This window comes from Rhodanobacter sp. DHB23, from assembly GCF_014842975.1.
Lineage (GTDB): Bacteria > Pseudomonadota > Gammaproteobacteria > Xanthomonadales > Rhodanobacteraceae > Rhodanobacter_A.
In genome coordinates, this window is the sequence record NZ_JACYXK010000027.1 from 36595 (window position 1) to 54611 (window position 18017).

General features: G+C 65.0%; 14 protein-coding genes. All 14 read right to left on the bottom strand.

Going from position 1 to position 18017, the window contains the following annotated elements; translation table 11 throughout:
* Positions 1-7: 7 nt before the first annotated feature.
* Positions 8-772: a 30S ribosomal protein S3 gene (rpsC, locus tag IHE47_RS10025; protein ID WP_192105765.1), complete on the bottom strand. Its 765-nt coding sequence runs from the start codon at positions 770-772 to the stop codon at positions 8-10.
* Between the two features lie 13 nt (positions 773-785).
* Positions 786-1121 (bottom strand): 50S ribosomal protein L22, encoded by a 336-nt coding sequence (gene rplV / locus IHE47_RS10030; protein WP_192105766.1) that lies wholly within the window; start codon positions 1119-1121, stop codon positions 786-788.
* Positions 1121-1393: a 30S ribosomal protein S19 gene (gene rpsS, locus IHE47_RS10035; protein WP_077481308.1), complete on the bottom strand. Its 273-nt coding sequence runs from the start codon at positions 1391-1393 to the stop codon at positions 1121-1123. The genes rplV and rpsS overlap by 1 nt, the downstream gene beginning before the upstream one ends.
* A gap of 12 nt (positions 1394-1405) precedes the next feature.
* A complete protein-coding gene (rplB, locus tag IHE47_RS10040; RefSeq protein WP_192105767.1) occupies positions 1406-2227 on the bottom strand; it encodes a 50S ribosomal protein L2 in 822 nt (273 codons plus the stop codon).
* Positions 2228-2244: 17 nt separating this feature from the next.
* Positions 2245-2538, bottom strand: a complete 294-nt coding sequence (gene rplW / locus IHE47_RS10045; RefSeq protein WP_192105768.1) for a 50S ribosomal protein L23 — start codon at positions 2536-2538, stop codon at positions 2245-2247.
* Entirely contained in the window at positions 2535-3137 is a 603-nt protein-coding gene (gene rplD / locus IHE47_RS10050) for a 50S ribosomal protein L4 (protein ID WP_192105769.1), read from the bottom strand. Before rplD ends, rplW begins: the two co-directional genes overlap by 4 nt.
* A gap of 11 nt (positions 3138-3148) precedes the next feature.
* On the bottom strand, positions 3149-3790 hold the full coding sequence (rplC, locus tag IHE47_RS10055; protein ID WP_192105770.1) for a 50S ribosomal protein L3: 642 nt from the start codon (positions 3788-3790) through the stop codon (positions 3149-3151).
* Positions 3791-3810: 20 nt separating this feature from the next.
* Positions 3811-4122 carry a 30S ribosomal protein S10 gene (gene rpsJ, locus IHE47_RS10060; protein WP_014402136.1) on the bottom strand — a complete coding sequence of 104 codons (312 nt, stop codon included), beginning with the start codon at positions 4120-4122 and terminating at the stop codon, positions 3811-3813.
* Positions 4123-4569: 447 nt separating this feature from the next.
* The gene (gene tuf, locus IHE47_RS10065) at positions 4570-5760 is read right to left on the bottom strand and encodes an elongation factor Tu (RefSeq protein WP_192105771.1); all 1191 of its coding nucleotides are present in this window, start codon (positions 5758-5760) and stop codon (positions 4570-4572) included.
* A gap of 208 nt (positions 5761-5968) precedes the next feature.
* Positions 5969-8098: an elongation factor G gene (gene fusA, locus IHE47_RS10070; RefSeq protein ID WP_192105772.1), complete on the bottom strand. Its 2130-nt coding sequence runs from the start codon at positions 8096-8098 to the stop codon at positions 5969-5971.
* 137 nt (positions 8099-8235) lie between these two features.
* Entirely contained in the window at positions 8236-8703 is a 468-nt protein-coding gene (gene rpsG / locus IHE47_RS10075) for a 30S ribosomal protein S7 (protein WP_192105773.1), read from the bottom strand.
* A 42-nt stretch (positions 8704-8745) separates the two neighbouring features.
* A complete protein-coding gene (gene rpsL / locus IHE47_RS10080) occupies positions 8746-9120 on the bottom strand; it encodes a 30S ribosomal protein S12 (protein ID WP_077481292.1) in 375 nt (124 codons plus the stop codon).
* A gap of 178 nt (positions 9121-9298) precedes the next feature.
* Positions 9299-13510, bottom strand: coding sequence for a DNA-directed RNA polymerase subunit beta' (rpoC, locus tag IHE47_RS10085; RefSeq protein WP_192105774.1), 4212 nt, complete (start codon positions 13508-13510; stop codon positions 9299-9301).
* Between the two features lie 89 nt (positions 13511-13599).
* Complete coding sequence (gene rpoB, locus IHE47_RS10090; RefSeq protein ID WP_192105775.1) at positions 13600-17760, bottom strand: DNA-directed RNA polymerase subunit beta; 4161 nt, start codon at positions 17758-17760, stop codon at positions 13600-13602.
* Positions 17761-18017 lie beyond the last annotated feature (257 nt).

Consider the following 18017-nt stretch of genomic DNA (forward strand, 5'->3'; position numbering starts at 1 on the left):
ACTCTCCTTACTTCGCCGCACGCTCGCGACGGCCTTCGCCATCACGATCGCGACGCGGTTCACGGTCACGGCGGCCTTCGCCACCCTCGCGGCGCGACGACGGCGCCGGGGACTCGTCCTTCGGTTCCTGGCCGATCTGGGCCACGTCGAAGATCTCGCCCTTGTAGACCCACACCTTGATGCCGATGATGCCGTACTGGGTCTTCGCCTCGGCGGTGCCGTAGTCGATGTCCGCACGCAGGGTGTGCAGCGGCACGCGGCCTTCGCGGGCCCACTCGGAACGGGCGATCTCGGCGCCGTTCAGACGGCCGGACACGTTGATCTTGATACCCAGCGCGCCCAGGCGCATCGCATTGCCCACCGAGCGCTTCATCGCGCGACGGAACATGATGCGGCGCTCGAGCTGCTGCGCGATCGACTCGGCCACCAGCTGGGCGTCCAGCTCGGGCTTGCGCACTTCGTTGACGTTGATGTGCGTCGGAACGCCCATCATGTCGCTGACTTCCTTGCGCAACTTCTCGATGTCCTCGCCCTTCTTGCCGATCACCACGCCCGGACGGGCGGTGTAGATCGTCACGCGCGCGGTCTTGGCCGGGCGCTCGATCTGGATCTTCGAGATGCCGGCGGCAGCCAGCTTCTTCTTCAGCATCTCGCGGACCTTGATGTCCGCCACGAGATACTTCGCGTAGTCGCCCTTGTTGGCGTACCACTTGGCGTTCCAGTCCTTGGCGATGCCGAGGCGGATGCCGGTGGGATGAACTTTGTGACCCATCGTCTTCTTCCTCTTACTCGCCAACGACCACGGTGATGTGGCTGGTGCGCTTCAGGATGCGGGAACCGCGGCCTTTGGCGCGGGCATACATGCGCTTCATCGCCGGACCTTCGTCCACGAAGATGCGCGCGACCTTCAGCTCGTCGACATCGGCACCGAGGTTGTTCTCGGCGTTGGCGACGGCCGACAGCAGCACCTTGCGGACAAGGTGTGCAGCCTTCTTGTTGGTGAACTGGAGCACGTCGCTGGCCCGGCCCACGGGCATGCCGCGGACCAGGTCTGCCACCAGGCGTGCCTTCTGCGCCGAGATGCGGGCGCCGCGCAGGATCGCTTTGGCTTCGGTGCTCATCACTTGCCCTTCTTGTCGCCGACGTGGCCCTTGAAGGTACGCGTCACCGCGAACTCGCCGAGCTTGTGCCCGACCATGTTCTCGTTGACGAGCACCGGCACGTGCTGGCGGCCGTTGTGGATGGCGATGGTCAGGCCCACCATTTCGGGCAGGATCATCGAGCGGCGCGACCAGGTCTTGATCGGGCGCTTGTTGTTGGCGGAAACCGCGGCTTCCACCTTCTTGGCGAGGTGAAGGTCGACGAACGGACCTTTCTTCAGAGAGCGTGGCATGTCGGGTTCCTGTTACTTGCGACGACGCACGATGAACTGCTGCGTGCGCTTGTTGTTGCGGGTCTTGTAACCCTTGGTCGGCGTGCCCCACGGGCTGACCGGATGACGGCCGCCGGAGGTACGGCCTTCACCACCGCCGTGCGGATGGTCGACCGGGTTCATGACGACGCCGCGAACGGTCGGACGGATGCCCAGCCAGCGCTTGGCGCCGGCCTTGCCGAGCTTCTTCAGGCTGTGCTCGCCGTTGCCGACTTCACCGATGGTGGCGCGGCACTCGACCGGCACGCGGCGCATTTCGCCGGAGCGCAGGCGCAGCGTGGCGTAGCCGGATTCGCGGGCCACCAGCTGCACCGAGGCACCGGCGGAGCGGGCGATCTGCGCGCCCTTGCCGGGCTTCATCTCGATGCAGTGGATCGTGGAACCCACCGGGATGCTGCGCAGCTGCAGGCAATTGCCCACCTTGATCGGCGCGTCGTGGCCGGACAGCAGGCGATCACCCACCTGCACACCCTTCGGCGCGATGATGTAGCGACGCTCACCGTCGGCATAGCACAGCAGCGCGATGTGCGCGGTGCGGTTCGGATCGTATTCGATGCGCTCGACCTTGGCGGCAATGCCTTCCTTGTCGCGCTTGAAGTCGATGATGCGGTAAGCCTGCTTGTGGCCGCCACCGCGATGACGCGTGGTGATGCGACCGAAATGGTTGCGACCACCCGTCTTCGACTGGCTTTCGGTCAGCGGCGCGTACGGCGCGCCCTTGTGCAGCCCCTCGGTGCGGACGCTGACGGCGTCACGACGACCCGGCGAGGTTGGCTTGTGATTGATTAGTGCCATCTCGAGGAACTCCTGGCTCAGGCCTTGGCCGACACGTCGATGGTCTGGCCATCGGCGAGGCGGACGTAGGCCTTGCGCTTGCCCTGGCGGCTGCCAGCGCGGAAACGGAAGGACTTGACCTTGCCCTTGCTGTTGACGAGGTTCACCTGCTCGACCTTGACGTCGAACATCTTCTCCACCGCCTCACGGACATCGGCCTTGGTCGCCTCGGGGGCAACCACGAAAACGTACTGGTTGTGCTCGCTGACGCGAGCCGACTTCTCGGAAATGTGCGGCGCGCGCAGCGTATCGAGAATGCGTTCGTTGCTCATGCCAGCCACTCCTCGATCTTCTTCACGGCGTCAACCGTCATCACCACGTGGTCGGAACCGACCAGACTGACCGGATTCAGCGCCATCACGTCCAGGACGTGCAGGTAGGGGATGTTGCGCGAAGCCAGATACAGCGCCTCGTCGGCATCCTCGGAAACCAGCAGCACGCGACCGGAAACTTCAAGCTCCTTGAGCTTGGCGACCATTGCCTTGGTCTTGGGCTGCTCGACGCCGAAACCGTCGACCACCTTCAGGCGACCCTGGCGGTTCAGTTCGGCAAGGATCGAGCGGATCGCCACGCGGTAGGCCTTGCGGTTGACCTTCTGCTCGTAGCTGCGCGGCTTCGCGGCAAAGGTCACGCCACCGCCCACGAAGATCGGGGCGCGGTAGTCACCGTGACGGGCGCCGCCGCCCTTCTGCTTCTTGAACTTCTTGGTGGTGCCCGACAGCTCGCCACGCGACAGCTGCGCCTTGGTACCGGCGCGACCGCCGGCCTGGTACGCAACCACTACCTGGTGAACCAGGGCCTGCTTGAACTCGCCGCCGAACACTTCGTCCGACACGCTGAGCGGCTTGGCGCCAATGACATTCAGTTCCATGGCGTCTCTCCTCAACCCTTGGTGGTCGGACGGATGACGACGTCGCCACCGGTCGCACCGGGGACAGCGCCCTTCACCGCGATCAGGTGACGCTCGGCGTCGACCTTGACCACTTCCAGACCCTGCTGCGTGCGGTTCACCGCACCCATGTGGCCCGACATCTTCTTGCCCGGGAACACGCGGCCCGGCGTCTGGCGCTGGCCGATCGAACCCGGCGCGCGGTGCGACAGCGAGTTGCCGTGCGTCGCATCGCCCATCTTGAAGTTGTGGCGCTTGATGGTGCCCTGGAAGCCCTTGCCCTTCGAGACGCCGGCGACGTCGACGATCTGGCCGACCGCGAACACCTCGTCAGCCTTGATCTCCGCGCCCACGCTGTACTTGCCGAGGTCGTCGGCGGACACGCGGAACTCCCACAAACCACGACCCGGCTCAACCTTGGCCTTGGCGTAATGGCCCTTCAGCGGCGCCGTCAGCAAGCTGGCGCGCTTCACGCCCGCCGCGACCTGCACCGCGCTGTAGCCATCGTTGTCTTCCGTCTTCAGCTGGGTGACGCGGTTCGGGGTCGCTTCAATCAGCGTCACCGGAATCGAGCGTCCGTCTTCAGTGAAGAGCCGGCTCATGCCGCACTTGCGGCCTACCAGTCCGATACTCATGTTCGTATCCTGTCTATCGCTCAACCGAGCTTGATCTGAACATCGACGCCAGCGGCGAGATCAAGCTTCATGAGCGCGTCCACGGTCTTGTCGTTGGGATCGACGATGTCGAGCACGCGCTTGTGGGTACGGGTCTCGTACTGGTCGCGTGCATCCTTGTCGACGTGCGGCGACACCAGAATGGTGTAACGCTCGATCTTGGTCGGGAGCGGAATCGGGCCGAGCACCGTGGCGCCCGTGCGCTTGGCCGTCTCGACGATCTCGCTGGCCGAACGGTCGATCAGACGATGATCGAACGCCTTGAGCCGGATGCGAATCTTCTGGTTCGCCATAAAACCGTGTCCTGTTATCAAAAGAACCTGGATGTGCAACGAAGCGGCTTCTCACCGCCCCGCAACTGCCTTTGGAACCGGGCCGGGACCCTGCCGAAGCGAAATCCCGACCCGAAAAACGCCAAGCGAGCATTGGTCTGCTCGCCTGGCGCAAATCCTGCTGCGCAATCTGTTCGTGGCAACGGGATCAACCCGGAATCACGCCGAATGCGATGGCCGTCCACGGCCTGCGAACTCGAAGCACTTCCTGCGCCTCATTTCGCGGTGAGCCGGTCGAAATCAGGTTCGTCCGGCTAGGGAGCTGCGAAGTATAACGACAAATTTCCCGAATGGGAAGAGCTTGGCGTTAGCCGTGCTCACATCCATGTTCGCGAAGATCAAGAACCGGCCATCCATGGCCGGACTTTTTACCAAAAGCCGCTATTCCAACGGCATTTTGGCCAGTTATTACTTGATGACCTTGGCCACCACGCCGGCGCCGACGGTGCGGCCGCCTTCGCGGATCGCGAAACGCAGGCCCTGGTCCATCGCGATCGGGTGGATCAGGCTCACCACCATCTTGATGTTGTCGCCCGGCATGACCATCTCCACGCCTTCCGGCAGCTCGATCGCACCGGTCACGTCCGTCGTGCGGAAGTAGAACTGCGGACGGTAGCCCTTGAAGAACGGGGTATGACGGCCGCCTTCGTCCTTCGACAGCACGTACACCTCGGCCTCGAAGTCCGTGTGCGGGGTGATCGTGCCCGGCTTCGCCAGCACCTGGCCGCGCTCCACGTCGTCACGCTTCAGGCCGCGCAGCAGCAGACCCGCGTTGTCGCCCGCCTGGCCCTGGTCCAGCAGCTTGCGGAACATTTCCACGCCGGTCACGGTGGTCTTCTGGGTCGGACGGATGCCCACCACTTCGATTTCGTCACCGACCTTGATCACGCCACGCTCGATACGGCCGGTCACCACGGTGCCGCGGCCCGAGATCGAGAACACGTCTTCCACCGGCATCAGGAACGGCTGGTCGATCGCACGCTGCGGCTCCGGAATGTACGTGTCCAGCGCGTCCACCAGCGAGATGATCGCCGGCACGCCGATCTCCGACTGGTCGCCTTCCAGCGCCAGCTTCGCCGAACCCTTGATGATCGGGGTGTCGTCGCCCGGAAAGTCGTACTTCGACAGCAGCTCGCGCACTTCCATCTCGACCAGCTCGAGCAGCTCGGCGTCGTCCACCATGTCGGCCTTGTTCAGGAACACGACGATGTACGGCACGCCCACCTGGCGGCTGAGCAGGATGTGTTCGCGCGTCTGCGGCATCGGGCCGTCCGCGGCCGAGCACACCAGGATCGCGCCGTCCATCTGCGCCGCACCCGTGATCATGTTCTTCACGTAGTCGGCGTGGCCCGGGCAGTCCACGTGCGCGTAGTGGCGGCTCGGCGATTCGTACTCGACGTGCGCGGTCGAGATCGTGATGCCGCGCGCCTTCTCTTCCGGCGCCGCGTCGATCGCGTCGTAGGCCTTGAATTCGCCGCCGAAGCGCTCCGCACCGACCTTCGTCAGCGCCGCCGTCAGCGTCGTCTTGCCGTGGTCCACGTGACCAATCGTGCCCACGTTCACGTGGGGCTTGGTGCGCTCGAACTTGCCCTTTGCCATGACTAGAGACCTCTGGATAGTACTTTTGTCAGTGCGGCTCGCGCCGCGTCGTTGTGCTTACGCGACCCGGAGGCCGCACTGCCTGCTTCTTCAAAGCATCGCGACCAGTCAAGACCACGATGCTTTTCTTGAAAAGTGCGGCCATGGATGGCCGCCCGTTTGATCTTCGCGGTCAGGATGACCGCAAAATCAATCCGGCCGCAAAAAATCAGGCCTTTTTAATAACCTGCTCGGCGATGTTGTTCGGCGCCTCGGCGTAGTGGTCGAACTCCATCGTGAAGGTGGCGCGGCCCTGCGTCAGCGAGCGGATGCTCGTGGCGTAGCCGAACATCTCGCCCAGCGGCACGAACGCGTCGACAGTCTTGCCCGACGGCGTATCTTCCTGGCCACGCAGGATGCCGCGACGACGGCTCATGTCGCCCATCACGTCGCCCACGTAGTCCTCCGGCGTCACCACCTCGACCTTCATGATCGGCTCGAGCAGCACCGGCGAGGCCTTCGCGAAGCCCTGCTTGAACGCCATCGAGGCGGCCAGCTTGAACGCCATTTCGGACGAGTCGACGTCGTGGTAGGAGCCGAACACCAGCTTCGCCTTGACGCCCACCACCGGGAAGCCAGCCAGCGGACCGCTGGTGATGGTTTCGCGCAGGCCCTTTTCCACCGAGGGGATGAATTCCTTCGGGATCACGCCACCGGTGATGTCGTTGATGAACAGGAAGTCGTCCTTGATCTGCGCGGAGATCTTCTCGTCCGCACGATCGGCATCGCTGATCGGCGACATCTCGATCACCACGTGGCCGTACTGGCCCTTGCCGCCGGACTGCTTGGCGTGCTTGTAGTCGGACTTCACGTCGCTGCTGCGGATCGTCTCGCGGTAGGCCACCTGCGGCTTGCCGACGTTCGCCTCCACGTTGAACTCGCGACGCATGCGGTCGACGATGATGTCGAGGTGCAGCTCGCCCATGCCCGAGATGATGGTCTGGCCGGATTCCTCGTCGGTACGCACGCGGAAGGACGGATCCTCGGCGGCCAGGCGGCCCAGCGCGATGCCCATCTTTTCCTGGTCGGACTTGGTCTTCGGCTCCACTGCCATCGAGATCACCGGCTCCGGGAACGTCATGCGCTCCAGGGTGATCACGTGGTCCTGCGCGCACAGCGTGTCGCCGGTCGTCACGTCCTTCAGGCCGACCGCCGCGGCGATGTCACCCGCGCGGACTTCCTTCAGTTCCTGACGATCGTTCGCGTGCATCTGCAGGATGCGGCCGATGCGTTCCTTCTTCGACTTCACCGGGTTGTAGACCGCATCGCCGGCATTCAGCACGCCCGAGTAGACGCGGAAGAACGTCAGCGAACCGACGAACGGGTCGGTCATGATCTTGAACGCGAGCGCGGAGAACGGTGCGGCGTCGCTGGCATCGCGATGCGCTTCCTGGTCGTTCTCGTCCACGCCGGCCACCGGCGGGCGATCCACCGGCGACGGCAGCAGGTGCACCACCGCGTCGAGCATCGCCTGCACGCCCTTGTTCTTGAAGGCGGTGCCGCAGTAGACCGGGATGATCTCGCTGGCCAGGGTACGCTGGCGCATGCCCGCGATGATCTCATCCTCTGAGAGGTCGCCCTCTTCAAGGTACTTGTTCATCAGCTCTTCGCTGGCTTCCGCCGCCGACTCGACCATGTACGAACGGGCCTCGGCAGCCTTGTCCGCGAGGTTCGCCGGGATGTCCTGGTATTCGAACTTCATGCCCTGCGACGGCATGTCCCAGATGATCGCCTTCATCTTGAGCAGGTCGACCACGCCCTCGAAGTCGTCCTCGGCGCCGATCGGCACCACCATCGGCACCGGGTTGGCGCCAAGGCGGGCCTTCAGCTGGTCGACGACCTTGTAGAAGTTCGCGCCGGTGCGGTCCATCTTGTTGACGAACGCGAGGCGCGGCACGTGGTACTTGTTGGCCTGGCGCCACACCGTCTCGGACTGCGGCTGCACGCCGCCGACCGCGCACAGCACGAACACCGCGCCGTCGAGCACGCGCAGCGAACGCTCCACTTCGATGGTGAAGTCAACGTGCCCGGGAGTGTCGATGATGTTGAAGCGGTGCTGCTCCATCGAGCCATCCATGCCCTTCCAGAACGCCGTGGTGGCGGCGGAAGTGATGGTGATGCCGCGCTCCTGCTCCTGCTCCATCCAGTCCATCGTGGCCGCACCGTCATGCACCTCGCCAATCTTGTGCGAGACGCCGGTGTAGAACAGGATGCGCTCCGTGGTCGTGGTCTTGCCGGCATCGATGTGGGCCATGATGCCGAAGTTGCGGTAGCGGTCGATGGGAGTGGTGCGTGCCATAGTCGTAGTCCGACGGAGATCCATCCCCGATGGGGCAGCGGCGGCCATCCGAGCCGCACTGGTCATGAAAAAATCCGGCACAAGTGCCGGCTTGTATGGCGCCGCCCGCACCCGCGGGCGGCGCATTTACCGCCGAATTACCAGCGGTAGTGCGAGAAGGCCTTGTTGGCTTCCGCCATGCGATGGGTTTCCTCGCGCTTCTTGGCGGCACCACCACGGCTCTCGGAGGCTTCCTGCAGCTCGGCGGCCAGCTTGCGCGGCATCGAGGTCTCGCCACGCTTGCGCGCAGCCTCGATCACCCAGCGCATCGCCAGCGCCATGCGGCGGCCCGGACGCACTTCGACCGGCACCTGGTAGGTGGCGCCACCGACACGGCGGGACTTCACCTCGACGGCGGGCGCGACGTTGTTCAGCGCCTTCTCGACCAGAGCCACCGGCTCGGCGTGCTTCTCGCCCAGATGCTCGAGCGCACCGTAGACGATGCTCTCGGCCACCGACTTCTTGCCGCTCTTCATCACCATGTTGATGAAACGGGCGATCAGCTGGCTGCCGTGCTTCGGGTCGGGCAGCACCACACGGGCGGGATGGGAACCTTTACGCGACATGTTTGATATCCGTTATTCAGCGACCAGGATGGCCGCACACAATTAAGCCTTCGGGCGCTTGGCGCCATACTTCGAACGCGACTGGCGACGCTTGGTGACGCCCGCGCAGTCGAGGCTGCCGCGCACCGTGTGGTAGCGCACGCCGGGGAGATCCTTGACGCGGCCGCCGCGGATCAGCACCACCGAGTGCTCCTGCAGGTTGTGGCCTTCGCCGCCGATGTAGCTGATGACCTCGTAGCCGTTGGTCAGGCGCACCTTGGCAACCTTGCGCAACGCCGAGTTCGGCTTCTTCGGGGTGGTCGTGTACACGCGCGTGCAGACGCCGCGACGCTGCGGGCTGTTCTGCAGGGCAGGCGAATCGCTCTTGTAGCTCTTCGGGCTGCGGGACTTGCGCACCAACTGGTTGATAGTCGCCATGCGTAACCTATTCTGAAAACATAAAGGCAGCCCGAACGAGCTCGGTCTGCCAAGAAGCGGGAATATAACACGGACAGCCTGTCAAGGACAAGCCAGCGTCCCGCCTTCCATGACCCGAACACGAGGTGCATCCGTGCACCTCATTTCGTATGTCTAGCGAGCAACGCCCGTATCGGACTTACTCGGCACCATCACCACCGGCCGGCGCCTCGGCGAACGAGACGGCGGAAGCGGCACCGGAGAGCGTTTCGAAATCCGAGGCGGACAAGCCACCCTGGTTGCGGCGCGAGGCGTGATACGCCAAGCCGGTACCCGCGGGAATCAGACGGCCGACGATAACATTTTCCTTCAGGCCACGCAAGGTATCGCGCGTGCCACGCACCGCCGCCTCGGTGAGGACGCGGGTGGTTTCCTGGAACGAGGCCGCCGAGATGAACGACTCGGTGGCCAGCGAGGCCTTGGTGATGCCCAGCAGCACCGACTGGTACTCGGCCCGGCGCTCGCCCTTGCTTTCCGCACGATCGTTCTCGGCGTTGATGCGCACACGCTCCACCTGCTCGCCGCGCAGATAATGGCTGTCGCCCGGTTCGGTGATCTCGACCTTGCGCAGCATCTGGCGAATGATCGCTTCGATGTGCTTGTCGTTGATCTTCACGCCCTGCAGGCGGTAGACGTCCTGGATTTCCTTGACCAGGTAGGCCGCCAGCGGCTCCACGCCCAGCAGGCGCAGGATGTCGTGCGGGCTGGGCTCGCCGTCCACGATGGTTTCGCCCTTCTCCACGTGCTCGCCTTCGAACACGATGACCTGGCGCCACTTCGGGATCAGCTCCTCGTGCTCGTTGCCGTCGACGTCCTTGATGATCAGGCGCTGCTTGCCCTTGGTGTCCTTGCCGAAGCTGACCACGCCCGAACGCTCGGCCAGGATCGCCGGCTCCTTCGGCTTGCGCGCCTCGAACAGGTCGGCCACGCGCGGCAGACCGCCGGTGATGTCGCGGGTCTTGGAGGCGTCCTGCGGGATACGCGCAACCACGTCGCCCACGCCCACCGCGGCACCGTTCTGGATCGACACGATGGCGCCCGCGGGCAGCATGTACTGCGCCGGCACGTCGGTGCCCGGCAGCTTCAGCTCGCGGCCCTTGGCGTCTTCCAGGCGCACGATCGGGCGCAGGTCCTTGGCGGCCGTGCCACGGCGCTTCGGATCGGTCACCACCGCCGACTCCAGGCCGGTCAGCTCGTCGGTCTGGCTCTGCACGGTGACGCCATCGATGAAGTCGATGAAGCGCACGGTACCGGCCACTTCCGACACGATCGGGTGGGTGTGCGGATCCCAGTTGGCCACGGCCTGGCCAGCCTTGACCGAGTCGCCGTCCTTGACCGCGATGGTGGCGCCGTAAGGCACCTTGTAGCGCTCGCGCTCGCGGCCGCTGGTATCGAGCACCGACACTTCGCCCGAACGCGATACCGCCACCAGGTGACCCTGGGCGTGCTGCACGGTCTTGATGTTGTTGAACTTCAGCGTGCCGGTGGTCTTCACCGTCACGTTGTCCACCGCGGCCGCACGCGAAGCCGCGCCGCCGATGTGGAAGGTACGCATGGTCAGCTGGGTGCCGGGCTCGCCGATCGACTGCGCGGCGACCACACCCACGGCCTCGCCCATGTTGACCAGGTGGCCACGGGCCAGGTCACGGCCGTAGCACAGCTTGCACACGCCATGGCTGGCGGAGCAGGTGATCGGCGAACGCACCTTGATCGACTGCACGCCGGCCTTGTCCAGCTTCTCGACCAGGGCTTCGTTGAGCAGGGTGTCGCGCTCGACGATCGGCTGGTCGTCGTTGCCGGGGGCGTAGACGTCCTCGACCACCACGCGGCCCAGCACGCGCTCGCGCAGCGGCTCGACCACGTCGCCGCCTTCCACGATGGGCTGCATGATCAGGCCGTCTTCGGTGCCGCAGTCGTCCATGGTGATGACCACGTCCTGCGCCACGTCCACCAGGCGGCGGGTGAGGTAACCGGAGTTCGCGGTCTTCAGCGCCGTATCCGCCAGGCCCTTGCGGGCACCGTGGGTGGAGTTGAAGTACTGCAGCACGTTCAGGCCTTCGCGGAAGTTGGCCTTGATCGGGGTCTCGATGATCGAGCCGTCCGGGCGGGCCATCAGGCCGCGCATGCCGGCCAGCTGGCGGATCTGCGCCACCGAACCACGCGCGCCGGAGTCGGCCATGATGTACAACGAGTTCATCGACTTCTGCGCGACCTGCTTGCCCGCGCTGTCGGTCACCGTCTCGGTGCCGATGCCGTCGATCATCGCCTTGGCCACCTGCTCGTTGGTACGCGACCAGATGTCGACCACCTTGTTGTAGCGCTCGCCGGCGGTGACCAGGCCCGACTGGTACTGCTGCTGGATCTCGACGACTTCCTTCTCGGCTTCCTCGAGGATCGCCTTCTTCTCGGCCGGGATCTTCATGTCGTCGATGCCGATGGAGATGCCGGCGCGCGTCGCGAAACGGTAGCCGGTGTACATCAGCTTGTCGGCGAAGACCACGGTTTCCTTCAGGCCCAGGCCGCGGTAGCTGGCATTGATCAGGCGCGAGATCGCCTTCTTGGTCAGCTCGGTGTTGGCCAGCTGGAACGGCAGGCCTTCCGGCAGGATCTCGGCCAGCAGGGCGCGGCCCACGGTGGTCTCGACCAGCTTGGTCTCTTCAGTGCGGCTGCCGTCGGCGGCGATGTGCACCTGCTTCATGCGCACCTTGACCTTGGCGTGCAGCTCGACCGCACGGTTGTCATAAGCACGGCGCGCTTCGCTGATGCTGGAAAACGCCATGCCGGTGCCCTTCGCATTCACCAGCTCGCGGGTCATGTAGTACAGGCCCAGCACCACGTCCTGGGTCGGCACGATGATCGGCTCGCCGTTGGCGGGCGACAGGATGTTGTTGGTCGACATCATCAGGGCGCGCGCTTCCAGCTGCGCCTCGATCGACAGCGGCACGTGCACGGCCATCTGGTCGCCGTCGAAGTCCGCGTTGAACGCGGTACAGACGAGCGGGTGCAGCTGGATCGCCTTGCCCTCGATCAGGATCGGCTCGAACGCCTGGATGCCGAGGCGGTGCAGCGTGGGTGCGCGGTTCAGCAGCACCGGATGCTCGCGGATCACCTCTTCCAGGATGTCCCACACCTGGCCTTCCTCGCGCTCGACGAGCTTCTTGGCGGCCTTGATGGTGGTGGCTTCGCCGCGGGCCTGCAGCTTGGCGAAGATGAAGGGCTTGAACAGCTCCAGCGCCATCTTCTTCGGCAGCCCGCACTGGTGCAGGCGCAGCGTCGGGCCCACGGTGATCACCGAGCGGCCGGAGTAGTCCACGCGCTTGCCGAGCAGGTTCTGGCGGAAGCGGCCCTGCTTGCCCTTGATCATGTCGGCCAGCGACTTCAGCGCGCGCTTGTTGGTGCCGGTGATGGCACGGCCGCGGCGGCCGTTGTCGAGCAGCGCGTCGACCGATTCCTGCAGCATGCGCTTCTCGTTGCGCACGATGATGTCGGGCGCGTTGAGTTCGAGCAGGCGCTTCAGGCGGTTGTTGCGGTTGATGACGCGGCGGTACAGGTCGTTGAGGTCCGAGGTCGCGAAGCGGCCGCCGTCCAGCGGCACCAGCGGACGCAGGTCCGGCGGCAGCACCGGCAGCACGGTCAGCACCATCCACTCCGGCTTGTTGCCTGACTCGATGAAGGCCTCGATCAGCTTCACGCGCTTGGTGAGGCGCTTCAGCTTGGTCTCGGAGTTGGTCGACGCGATTTCTTCCTTCAGGCGGATCACTTCGCCCGGCAGGTCCAGCGACTTCAGCAGCTCGTAGACGGCCTCGGCACCCATGCGGGCATCGAACTCGTCACCGTGCTCTTCCACCGCTTCGAGGTACTGGTCTTCGCTCAGCAACTGGCCGCGTTCGAGCGCGGTCAGGCCCGGGTCGATCACCACGAAGGCTTCGAAGTACAGGATGCGCTCGATGTCGCGCAGGGTCATGTCCAGCATCAGGCCGATGCGCGACGGCAGCGACTTGAGGAACCAGATGTGCGCAGTCGGCGAAGCCAGTTCGATGTGGCCCATGCGCTCGCGGCGCACCTTGGCCAACGTCACTTCCGTGCCGCACTTCTCGCAGACCACGCCGCGGTGCTTCATGCGCTTGTACTTGCCGCACAGGCACTCGTAGTCCTTCACCGGGCCGAAGATGGCGGCGCAGAACAGGCCGTCGCGCTCGGGCTTGAAGGTGCGGTAGTTGATCGTTTCCGGCTTCTTCACCTCGCCGTAGGACCACGAGCGGATCAGCTCCGGCGAGGCCAGCGCGATCTTGATCGAGTCGAACTCGGGCGTGACGCGCTGCTGGTTGAACAGGTTGAGCAGGTCTTTCATGGGAGTCTCCGAAGATCGGGAATAGGGAATGGAGAATCGGGAACCGGGAGAACGGGGAGCGACGGTCCGCTCCTCGTCTCCGCCTCAACTCACTTCACTTCTTCCAGATCGATATCGATACCGAGCGAGCGGATTTCCTTCACCAACACGTTGAAGGATTCCGGCATGCCTGCCGCCATCTCGTGGTTGCCGTCGACGATGTTCTTGTACATCTGGTTGCGGCCCTGCACGTCGTCGGACTTCACCGTCAGCATTTCCTGCAGGGTGTAGGCCGCGCCGTAGGCTTCCAGCGCCCAGACTTCCATTTCGCCGAAGCGCTGGCCGCCGAACTGCGCCTTGCCGCCCAACGGCTGCTGGGTGACCAGCGAGTACGGGCCGGTCGAACGGGCGTGCATCTTGTCGTCGACCAAGTGGTTCAGCTTCAGGTAGTGCATGTAGCCCACGGTGACCGGGCGATCGAACGCCTCGCCGGTGCGACCGTCGAACAGCGTGGTCTGGCCCGACTCGGGCAGGTCGGCGAGCTTCAGCATCGCCTTGATCTCCTGCTCCTCGGCACCGTCGAACACCGGGGTAGCCATCGGCACGCCTTGCTGCAGGTTCTTCGCCAACGCCAGGATCTCGTCGTCGGTGAGCGACTTCAGGTCGACGTGCTGCACCGCGCCGGCGACGTGGTGGTTGTAGATCTGGTCGAGGAACTCGCGGACCTGCTTGACCTTGGCCTGCGCCTCCAGCATCTGCTGGATCTTCCTGCCCAGGCCCTTGGCCGCCCAGCCCAGGTGCACTTCGAGAATCTGGCCGATGTTCATACGGCTGGGCACGCCCAGCGGGTTCAGGCAGATGTCCACCGAGGTACCGTCGGCCATGTGCGGCATGTCTTCCACCGGCACCACGTTCGACACCACGCCCTTGTTGCCGTGACGGCCGGCCATCTTGTCGCCCGGCTGGATGCGGCGCTTCACGGCCAGGAACACCTTGACCATCTTCAGCACGCCCGGCGCGAGGTCGTCGCCCTGGGTGATCTTGCCCTGCTTCTCCTTGAAGCGCTTGTCGAACTCTTCCTTGTGGCGCTTGACCTGGTCGCCCGCACGCTCGAGGAACTCGGTGACGGATTCGTCCTTGACGTTGATCTTGAACCAGTCGTCCTTCTTCAGGCCGTCGAGGTAGGCGTCGGTGATCTCGGCACCGCGCTTCAGGCCGCCCGGGCCGCTCACCGCGGTCTGGCCGACGAGCTGGACGCGCATGCGGTTGTAGATCGCGCCTTCGAGGATGCGGAACTGGTCGTCGAAGTCCTTGCGGATGCGCTTGACCTCGGTTTCCTCGATCTGCTTGGCGCGCTTGTCCTTCTCGATGCCGTCGCGGGTGAACACCTGCACGTCGATGACGGTGCCGTCCATGCCCGGCGGCACGCGCAGCGAGCTGTCCTTCACGTCGGACGCCTTCTCGCCGAAGATCGCGCGCAGCAGCTTCTCTTCCGGCGTCAGCTGGCTCTCGCCCTTCGGCGTGACCTTGCCGACCAGGATGTCGCCGGCCTTCACCTCGGCGCCGATGTAGACGATGCCGCTCTCGTCGAGGCGCGCCAGCGCCTGCTCACCCACGTTCGGGATGTCGGCGGTGATTTCCTCGGCGCCCAGCTTGGTGTCGCGCGCGACGCAGGCCAGCTCCTCGATGTGGATCGAGGTGTAGCGGTCTTCCTGCACGACGCGCTCGGACAGCAGGATCGAGTCTTCGAAGTTGTAGCCGTTCCACGGCATGAAGGCGATCAGCATGTTCTGGCCGAGCGCGAGCTCGCCCAGGTCGGTCGACGAACCGTCGGCCAGCGTGTCGCCCTTCGCCACCACGTCACCCACGTTCACCAGCGGGCGCTGGTTGAGGTTGGTGTTCTGGTTGGAGCGGGTGTACTTGGTCAGCGTGTAGATGTCGACGCCAGCGTCGTGCTCGCCCACCTCGTCCTCGTTCACGCGCACCACGATGCGGCCGGCGTCCACCTGGTCGATCACGCCGCCGCGCTTGGCGGTGACGATGACGCCGGAGTCGCGCGCCACGGCGCGCTCGATGCCGGTGCCCACCAGCGGGGTCTGCGAACGCAGGGTCGGCACGGCCTGGCGCTGCATGTTCGCGCCCATCAACGCGCGGTTCGCGTCATCGTGCTCGAGGAACGGCACCAGCGCCGCCGCGACCGACACGGTCTGCATCGGCGAGACGTCCATGTAGTCGACTTCGGCGGCCGGACGCAGCTCGGACTCGCCGCGGAAACGGCAGGACACGAACTCTTCGACGAAGGCGCCGTGCTTGTCCAGCGGCGAGTTCGCCTGCGCGATCACGTGGTCGCCTTCCTCGATCGCCGACAGGTAATCCACCTTGTCGGTGACCTTGCCGTGCGCGACCTTGCGGTACGGCGTCTCCAGGAAGCCGTACTGGTTGGTGCGCGCGTACACGGCGAGCGAGTTGATCAGGCCGATGTTCGGGCCTTCCGGCGTTTCGATGGTGCAGACGCGGCCGTAGTGGGTCGGGTGCACGTCGCGCACCTCGAAGCCGGCACGCTCGCGGGTCAGGCCACCCGGCCCCAGCGCCGAGACGCGGCGCTTGTGCGTCACTTCCGACAGCGGGTTGTTCTGGTCCATGAACTGCGAGAGCTGCGAGGAGCCGAAGAACTCCTTCACCGCCGCCGCGACCGGCTTGGCGTTGATCAGGTCCTGCGGGGTCAGGCCATCGGCCTCGGCCAGCGACAGGCGCTCGCGCACCGCGCGCTCGACGCGCACCAGGCCGATGCGGAAGGTGTTCTCGGTCATCTCGCCGACCGAGCGCACGCGGCGGTTGCCCAGGTGGTCGATGTCGTCCACGGTGCCGTGGCCGTTCTTGATGTCGATCAGCACCTTCAGCACGTCGAGGATGTCGGACGTCTCGCCCTGCTCCTTGACCAGCCGCTGGCACTCCTCTTCCTTGCGGTCGCCGAAGTACTTGTGGTCGTACAGCACGCCGGGGCCGAGGATGTCCTTGCGGCCCACGCGGCGGTTGAACTTCATGCGGCCCACGGCCGACAGGTCGTAGCGGTCGAAGGTGAAGAACAGGTTGAAGAACAGGTTCTGCGCGGCGTCCTTGGTCGGCGGCTCGCCCGGGCGCATCATGCGGTAGATCTCCACCAGCGCCTCCAGCGGCGTCTTGGTGTTGTCGATGCGCAGGGTGTGCGAGATGTAGGCGCCGCGGTCGAGGTCGTTCACGTACAGCGTCGGCACGACTTCGATGCCGGCCTTGCGGAATTTCTCCAGCTGCTCGGCGGTGATCTCGTCATTCGCCGAGGCCAGCAGCTCGCCGGTCTTGGCGTCGACGATGTCGGTGGCAAGGATACGGCCGACCGGGTAGTCGTCCGGCACTTCCAGCGCGGTGATGTTCTCGGCCGCGAGCTGGCGCACGTGGCGCGCGGTGATGCGCTTGCCGGCTTCCACCAGCACCTTGCCGCCGATCGCCAGGTCGAACGACAGCGTCTCGCCGCGCAGGCGCTCGGCAACCAGCTCCAGCGTGGTGCCGCCCTTGGCGCCGAGATGGAACACGTTGTGCTCGAAGAAGATGCCCAGCATCTCCTCGTTGGTGTAGCCGAGCGCGCGCAACAGCACGGTCACCGGCAGCTTGCGGCGACGGTCGATGCGGGTGAACAGCGCGTCCTTCGGGTCGAACTCGAAGTCCAGCCACGAGCCGCGGTAGGGGATCACGCGGGCCGAGAACAGCAGCTTGCCCGAGCTGTGCGTCTTGCCGCGGTCGTGGTCGAAGAACACGCCCGGCGAACGATGCAGCTGCGAGACGATGACGCGCTCGGTGCCGTTGATGATGAAGGTGCCGGTGTCGGTCATGAGCGGGATCTCGCCCATGTAGACCTCCTGCTCCTTGACATACTTCACCGCCTTCTTCGAGGCCGGGCTGTCCTTGTCGTAGATCACCAGGCGCACGGTCACGCGCAGCGGCGCGCCGAAGGTCATGCCGCGGTTGCGGCACTCGCGCTCGTCGAAGCCCGGCTCGCCCAGGCGGTAGTCAACGTATTCCAGCGCGGCGTTGCCCGAGTAGCTCACGATCGGGAACACCGACTTCAAGGCGGCATGCAAACCCTTGTCTTCGCGCTGCTTGGGCGCGACGAATTCCTGCAGGAACTCACGGTAGGAATCGGTCTGGATGGTCAGCAGGTTGGGCACGCCCAGCACGGGGGGCCGCTTGCCGAAATCCTTGCGGATGCGCTTCTTCTCGGTAAACGAGTAGGTCATGGTTGACGCCTCGGTTCGCAGTGACGCCGGTGGTGCACGCACCGGCTGAAATGATGAAGACTTGATCTGGGAGATCGCGGTTGGGAACTCAGCACCTGAATTCCCAGCCGCCATACCCCAAAGCCACAGCATCCATGCTTGATGGGCCGCAAATGGGCTCCTGCCCATTTGTGGCTCGCCCGCCAAAGGCGGGCTCCGTCAAATCAGGCGCCACGCGCCTGATTTGCGGCGGGTCTCCTGACCCGCTGCGGGCTCCG